7 protein-coding genes are annotated in these 5,768 nt (G+C 58.8%); 5 read left to right on the top strand and 2 right to left on the bottom strand.

The features are described from left to right. The first annotated feature begins 371 nt into the window (after nucleotides 1-371). Nucleotides 372-839 (top strand): hypothetical protein, encoded by a 468-nt coding sequence (locus tag GUI70_RS21975; protein ID WP_237725113.1) that lies wholly within the window; start codon nucleotides 372-374, stop codon nucleotides 837-839. Nucleotides 840-908: 69 nt separating this feature from the next. On the opposite strand, the gene GUI70_RS21970 is transcribed toward GUI70_RS21975, so the two are convergent. Further along, nucleotides 909-1,832: a glycoside hydrolase family 43 protein gene (locus GUI70_RS21970; protein WP_161884414.1), complete on the bottom strand. Its 924-nt coding sequence runs from the start codon at nucleotides 1,830-1,832 to the stop codon at nucleotides 909-911. Between the two features lie 328 nt (nucleotides 1,833-2,160). Further along, on the bottom strand, nucleotides 2,161-3,123 hold the full coding sequence (locus GUI70_RS21965; protein WP_161884417.1) for a transposase: 963 nt from the start codon (nucleotides 3,121-3,123) through the stop codon (nucleotides 2,161-2,163). A gap of 235 nt (nucleotides 3,124-3,358) precedes the next feature. On the opposite strand from GUI70_RS21965, the gene GUI70_RS25330 reads away from it, so the two are divergent. The 4 genes from GUI70_RS25330 (at nucleotide 3,359) to GUI70_RS25325 (ending at nucleotide 5,609) form a co-directional block, all read left to right on the top strand. Further along, complete coding sequence (locus tag GUI70_RS25330) at nucleotides 3,359-3,760, top strand: transposase family protein (RefSeq protein WP_161884413.1); 402 nt, start codon at nucleotides 3,359-3,361, stop codon at nucleotides 3,758-3,760. Nucleotides 3,761-3,924: 164 nt separating this feature from the next. Then, nucleotides 3,925-4,539: a transposase gene (locus GUI70_RS21955; RefSeq protein ID WP_438503509.1), complete on the top strand. Its 615-nt coding sequence runs from the start codon at nucleotides 3,925-3,927 to the stop codon at nucleotides 4,537-4,539. A 511-nt stretch (nucleotides 4,540-5,050) separates the two neighbouring features. Beyond that, nucleotides 5,051-5,485, top strand: coding sequence for a DDE-type integrase/transposase/recombinase (locus GUI70_RS21950; protein WP_161884411.1), 435 nt, complete (start codon nucleotides 5,051-5,053; stop codon nucleotides 5,483-5,485). Beyond that, nucleotides 5,433-5,609, top strand: coding sequence for an integrase core domain-containing protein (locus GUI70_RS25325; protein WP_161884416.1), 177 nt, complete (start codon nucleotides 5,433-5,435; stop codon nucleotides 5,607-5,609). Before GUI70_RS21950 ends, GUI70_RS25325 begins: the two co-directional genes overlap by 53 nt. The last annotated feature ends 159 nt before the right edge of the window (nucleotides 5,610-5,768 follow it).

Here is a 5,768-nt window from a genome sequence, read left to right as displayed (position 1 = left end):
ACGACTCATTCAGGCGTGGCAGCGTGTTCGGTACATTCAACTCCCGACCCGATTGCTCTCCGGCAGCCAAGCGTGACCGATTTAAGCAGGTATCAATAGTTCTGGCTGCCCTGATGCTGTCCCTGGCCGCCTGCGCACCAGCCCTGCAAGCTGCTCAGTAGGAAAGCGCCTCGCTCAAACTCGATGGTTCAAGGGTGGTACTCATCAACCCCGGCCCGGACACGGCGCCGGGCCAGCGGCTACACCGGCTGCACCTTGCCATATGTGGAGGCGGGCAGGCTCTAGCGGATCGTCCGACCAGGGCAAGGTCGAGGCAGCGTCACCTTCTACCGTGCCTCGGCTGGCGTGCGCCCGATCTATTTAAGGTTGCCGTGAAAAAGAACCTGATGTTGCTGTCCTTCATCGGCATTGTCGCCCTCGCTGCCTGTGGTGCTCAGCCGCTCATCCCGCGCGCTGATCTGGCCGCCGCGCAGCACGTCACCGACCTCGCGCCGATCACCAAGGCCACCGAGGCTGCACCACTGATGTCTCTGTTTCCGGTCCAATCGTCCGTGACATTCAGTGGGCCGGTCTGGATCGAGGTCACGGCTATGCTTGCCGCCCACTCGACTGGCAGAGGTGCGAACTATAGCGGCGCGGCGAGCGAAGGTGAGCAGCACCGGCTCTCCATCCGCTCAACAAACTGCGGCTCAGACGGCGTGACGGGCTTGACGTTCACGCTAGCCGGGCAGACAACACCAGAAGTGCTGGGCGATCAGGACTTGATTCTGGTGCAGCTTGTTTCCGGCAAGCCCGTTCCGGTGACGGCGGTCGTCACAGTTCACGGCGAGCAGATCTAGCCGAAGTAAACGCCACAAGTCAGCCACTGAGCGGTCCACTGTGGGGCTTGGCTGTCCTGAGCCCTGAGTTCAGTCTGAAGCTTGTGCCAGGACTTCCGGCAGCACCACATTGACCGAAGTACCTTGCACCCGAAGGGGAGCGACATGCAGCGCTCGCCGGCCATGAGGATAGCCGCAGCTCCCCGCTTCCCAGGCGTGATAAGCGAGTTGCCAGTCACCGCTCGCCGTGCGAAAAGCATGGCTGTGGCCCGGTCCAGCGATTCGACCATGCGAGGCCAGAATCGGTGCGTCGCGCTTTTTTTCGAAGTTGCCCAGCGGACTGGGCCCAGAGGCGTGGCCCACAGCGTAGGTCTCATTACCGAAGTCGGCAGCTGAATACAGCAGGTGAAAGATCCCGCCTTCCTCAATGACCTGCGGCGCTTCAACCAAATTACGTTCCCACGGTTTGGTAGCACTGAGTAGTGCGGTGGGCGCTCCCACCAAGTTCAAGCCGTCGTCGCTCAGCGCGCTGCCCCAGAGATGGGTCATTTTCCCCACGGCGTTACCGTCATTTTTCCAGTACAGGTAACGGCGGCCGTCAGAGGCCATCAGTATGTTTGGGTCAATGGCGCCGCCCGATTCCAGCATCGTGACGATCGGCTGATCTGCTGCGACGAACGGTCCCTGGGGCACGTCGCTGACAGCGACTCCGATGACCTGCCGCCCGCTGCGGCGCAGCCGCGCCGTGAAATACAGGATATAACGAGGCCCGATTTTCACCACTTCTGGCGCCCAGGTAAAGCCCCGGCTCACCCAGCGGGGCAGTACTGGCATGGCGTCGCCAAGCAGAGTGAAGGTACCGAAGTCGCTGCTGAACACCACCGGGACGTTGAGGCCCGGGGTGTTGGTGGCGTACACGAAGTAGCCGTCGTCGACTGGCAGCACATTGGGGTCGGGCAGGTCCTCTGCAGTGGCCTGAAACGTCCGGGGAAACACTCGTGTGAGCGATTTCATAAGGGTAGCTGAAGATAGTTCACTAGTTCTAACATCATCCTGACATCTTTTTCAGATGACAGCTTGGTGTTAGCCATACTGATTACCTGGCAGATTTATGAGTGCATGTCCCCTCTATGGGACACTTCAGGCTGTGAAGAACGAAAATGTAGTCGGGGACGCTAGACGAGGCTATCAAGCGGTGACGTGACCCCCGAATCTCGGTTCTGCTTCAACCCTGGTGCTCGAGAAGGTCAAGCTGATGTATGAAGATGACTTGGTGTCATGTTACCTTTCCTGAAGGTTTTCAACTCGATCATACGAGCGCTCAGTAGAGGACAACTTCACTTTAAGCTGCTCCTGGCGCTGAGAAAGGCTTTATCAGTATGGTGAGTCGCTTGGCAAACCCGTCTGGATCCCATCTCAGGGCGTTGATGAACCACTCGGTGCCGTAGCGGACCAGGCTCATGGCCTTGCGGCCGTGAGCCAGCACGCGGATAGGATGCCTCTCGTGCCTCCAGACACCGATCCGCAGGCAGCTGAGCCACGCTAGGGTCACCAGACCGAAGAGACGTTCGAGCCGTTTGGGCTGGGTGACACCGGTACGCTCCAAGTCGAATCCCCGAGACTTGAGACTGCCAAAGGTACATTCCAAGGACCAGCGAAGTTTGTAGAGCTGCCAGGTCTCCCACACGCCGAAATCTGTCGCAATGATGACGAGGTCCCCAGCTGGGGACCTCGTGGCCACCACGCGCATCCACGCGCCAAACACAGCGGTTTTCTCCGCGATCATCCGGAACTCGCCCGGCGGCAGATCATCGAACCACTCGTCTGCCCGAAGTTCGTCGAGGATGGTGTCTTTGCGGATCCGCACCGCTCTGCGAATTCCTTGACGCCGGAGGAAGCGGAACCACTCGGCTCCTATGAATTCCCGATCGGCCACCAGGCCCTTCCAGCGCGTCGCTGGAAGGGCCTGCAACAACTTGAGGACCAGCCACAGGCGCGCGCGTGTGTCGCTGTTGCCGGTGTGATCGAGCGCGATCCAAACGAGTGGGATGGTGTCGCTATGCATGACAGCGCCGAGGACGAGCAGATTCAGCGGCGCTTCCCCGTGTTCCCAGGTCGTCCGGTCTAGGCTCATCAGCACCTTGCCCGGAGGAAGGTGAATGAGCACAAGGGCCAGGAAGACCTGCATGGTGAGCTGCTCATCGTGCACGGCGCGTTCCACGCGCCGTTTCTTGGCCTCCAATGAGCTGTCGCCGGGCATCTGCGTCGCAAGATCACGATGGTTCACGCTCTGGGCGGTAATCATCGCCAGAACAAGGTCAACGACGCGCTGGAGGGTATCGATTCGCAGGAAGGGCACACAGGCTTTGAAGTGTTTGGTCAGTTCGATACTCTGGCGGCAGGCGGGTGTTGAAGCAGTCACACCTTCAACACACCGCCTTTTGCCGCTCTTGTCCAGGGATCTGTGCCGCTCTACCAGTTTTACTCGTCTACGACAGCCTCAAACCGAAGTCGTCGGCTACTGAGATACGAGCGCCCCATTGGACGGCCATCTTGTTCTACACGTCACCCGAACAGCTGAGATCAGCCTGTGTCCGAAGTGCGGTTGTCCCTCTCGCCATGTTCATAGTCATTACCAACGTCAGCTGAACGACCTCCACTGGGGCAGGCATGCCGTTCAGCTCAAGTGGACTGCACGTCGATTTCGCTGCCGAAATCTCGAATGCCCACAGCATATTTTTACTGAACGTGCACCCGGTGGCGTACTGCCGTTCGCACAACGCACAGTTCGTCAGGCAAAGGTCTTGCAAGCGATCTGTGGGGCACTCACGAGCCGGGGTGGATCTCGATTGGTCTGTCAGCTGAAGCTGACGGGCAGTCCTTCCACCCTGTTGCGCCTCATTCAACAGTGGAGGCCACCACGACGCGACGTTTCTGAGTGAAGTGCAGCGGTTGAGGCGTGAGAGCCAGAGCGTTCGATCAATCGCACGTCACTTGGGCTGCTCACGCTGGCTGGCCAAGCGCTACGTTCGCGTTGATGCCATTCCTGAACGGCGCAGGGCATCAAGAAGACAAGGGCTGATTGATCCATACCTTCCCTATCTGCATGAGCGCTGGTCGAAAGGGTGTCGGAATGCCATGTTGCTCTTCCGGGAGATCAAATCGCAAGGCTATCCAAGTGGTCACCAACTGGTGTGCCGGTGGGCATACCAGTTGGCGCCGCGAGATCCACCCCTCAACACGGATCGAATACCAAGCAGCGTTGCAGACCCGACAGCATGAGATTTTAGCCGTGGCACACGATGTGCCCCTGAACGTTTCCCCACATAATGTCCTGTGGCTGATCTGGAAAGACACCACTCGATTGCGAGAAGAGGAACAGCTCGCGTTGACCACGTTGACTGAGCATCTCCCCCAAGTAGCCACCCTTCTCCCTCTCGTCAGCACTTTTCGAGCTTTCCTCCGACTCAAACAGCCTGAGCAAGTCACCCCCTGGCTCCAAGCGGCGATGACCAGTGGTATTGCAGACCTCGAACGCTTCGCCAAAAGTTTGCAGTGCGACCAACCGGCCTTGGAGGCTGCCGCAACCCTACCTTGGAGTCAAGGTCCAGTTGAAGGCGTGGTCAACAAGATCAAGCTCATTAAACGGCAGATGTATGGTCGTGCAGGCTTCCACACCCTGCGCAGCAGGGTCCTGTTCGCCTTTGAGCACCAAGGTTGAAACAGAACCCGAATCTCGGTCCATTCCGATTGCGACAAGATGGGCAATTAGGCGGGGCGATGAAAGGAAAACGGTACACCGAGCCGCAGATTCTAGAGATCCTCGGGCAGCTCGACTCAGGCCAATCGCTCGCTGAACTCAGGCGGCTCCATGGGGTCGCGGTCAGTACGATCCACCGATGTAAGGCGAGATACAGTGGTATGACGAAGGACGAAACCGTTTGGTTTCGTCTCTGGAGGAAGAAAATCGCCGCTTGAAGAAGCTGGTAGCCGACCTCTCTCTCGATAACCAGGTGCTCAAGGAAGTGGTCGCAAAAAAATGGTGAACCCCGATGAGACGCCGCAATCCCAGACCCCGTTCAAACGGCAGGTGGTGGGTTTTGGGCGTCAGCGCTTCGGGGTAACGGAACGGCGGGCCTGCCGCCAGCTGGGCTTCTGGCGGTCCAACCAGAGGCACAAAAGCCCTGGAGAGGAAAAGGATGCGGCCTTGCTTGAAGACTCGGCTTCGTGTCTTGGCCTTGGAACGGCCTCGCTTTGGCTACCGTCGCCTACACGTCCTGCCCAAACGAGAAGGGCAAACGGTGAATCATAAATGGATCTACCGGATCTACCGGGCCGAGGGACTGGCGGTGCGGTGCAAGGCCCGCAAAAAGCTGGCGGCGGGTGAACGCGGGCAGAAACAGCCGGTCTCTGCTGCCAATCAGCGCTGGAGCATGAATTTCATGCCTGATCAACTGGCTTCAGGTCAGCGGTTTCGCGTCCTGAATGTCGTAGACGACTTCACGCGGGAGTGCTTGGTTACGTATGTCGGCACTTCGATCACTGGCGCAGATATCGCCCGGTTGCTGACAACGGTGCTGGCTGAGCGCGCTCAGCCAGCGATGATCGTCACCAATAACGGCCCAGAATTCATCAGCAAAGCTCTGGGTCAATGGGCGGGCCCATGAGCGCAGCATCATTCAGCAGTTCAATCGGCCTGGAAAACCGGTCGAGAACGCCTATACCGAGAGTTTCAATGGCCGAGCCAGAGACGAGTGCCTCAACCTCCACTGGTCCCAGACCCTGCCATAGGCTCGTCTGATCGTCGCTGCCTGGCATCAGGACGACAACGAGGTCCGTCCGCACAGCCCTCTAGAGGCTGGTTGACTGGCTATCCAAGGAGGGGCCTGAGTTTCGTCAGCAACAGAACGCAAGCGGCGACGAAATGAAAGCCGATCAAGGTTGAGGAGA

The organism is Deinococcus alpinitundrae, from assembly GCF_009982895.1.
In the GTDB taxonomy this organism is placed as follows: Bacteria; Deinococcota; Deinococci; order Deinococcales; family Deinococcaceae; genus Deinococcus; species Deinococcus alpinitundrae.
Note: the sequence above shows the minus strand (reverse complement) of the source record. Positions and strands in the feature narration are given on the sequence as shown.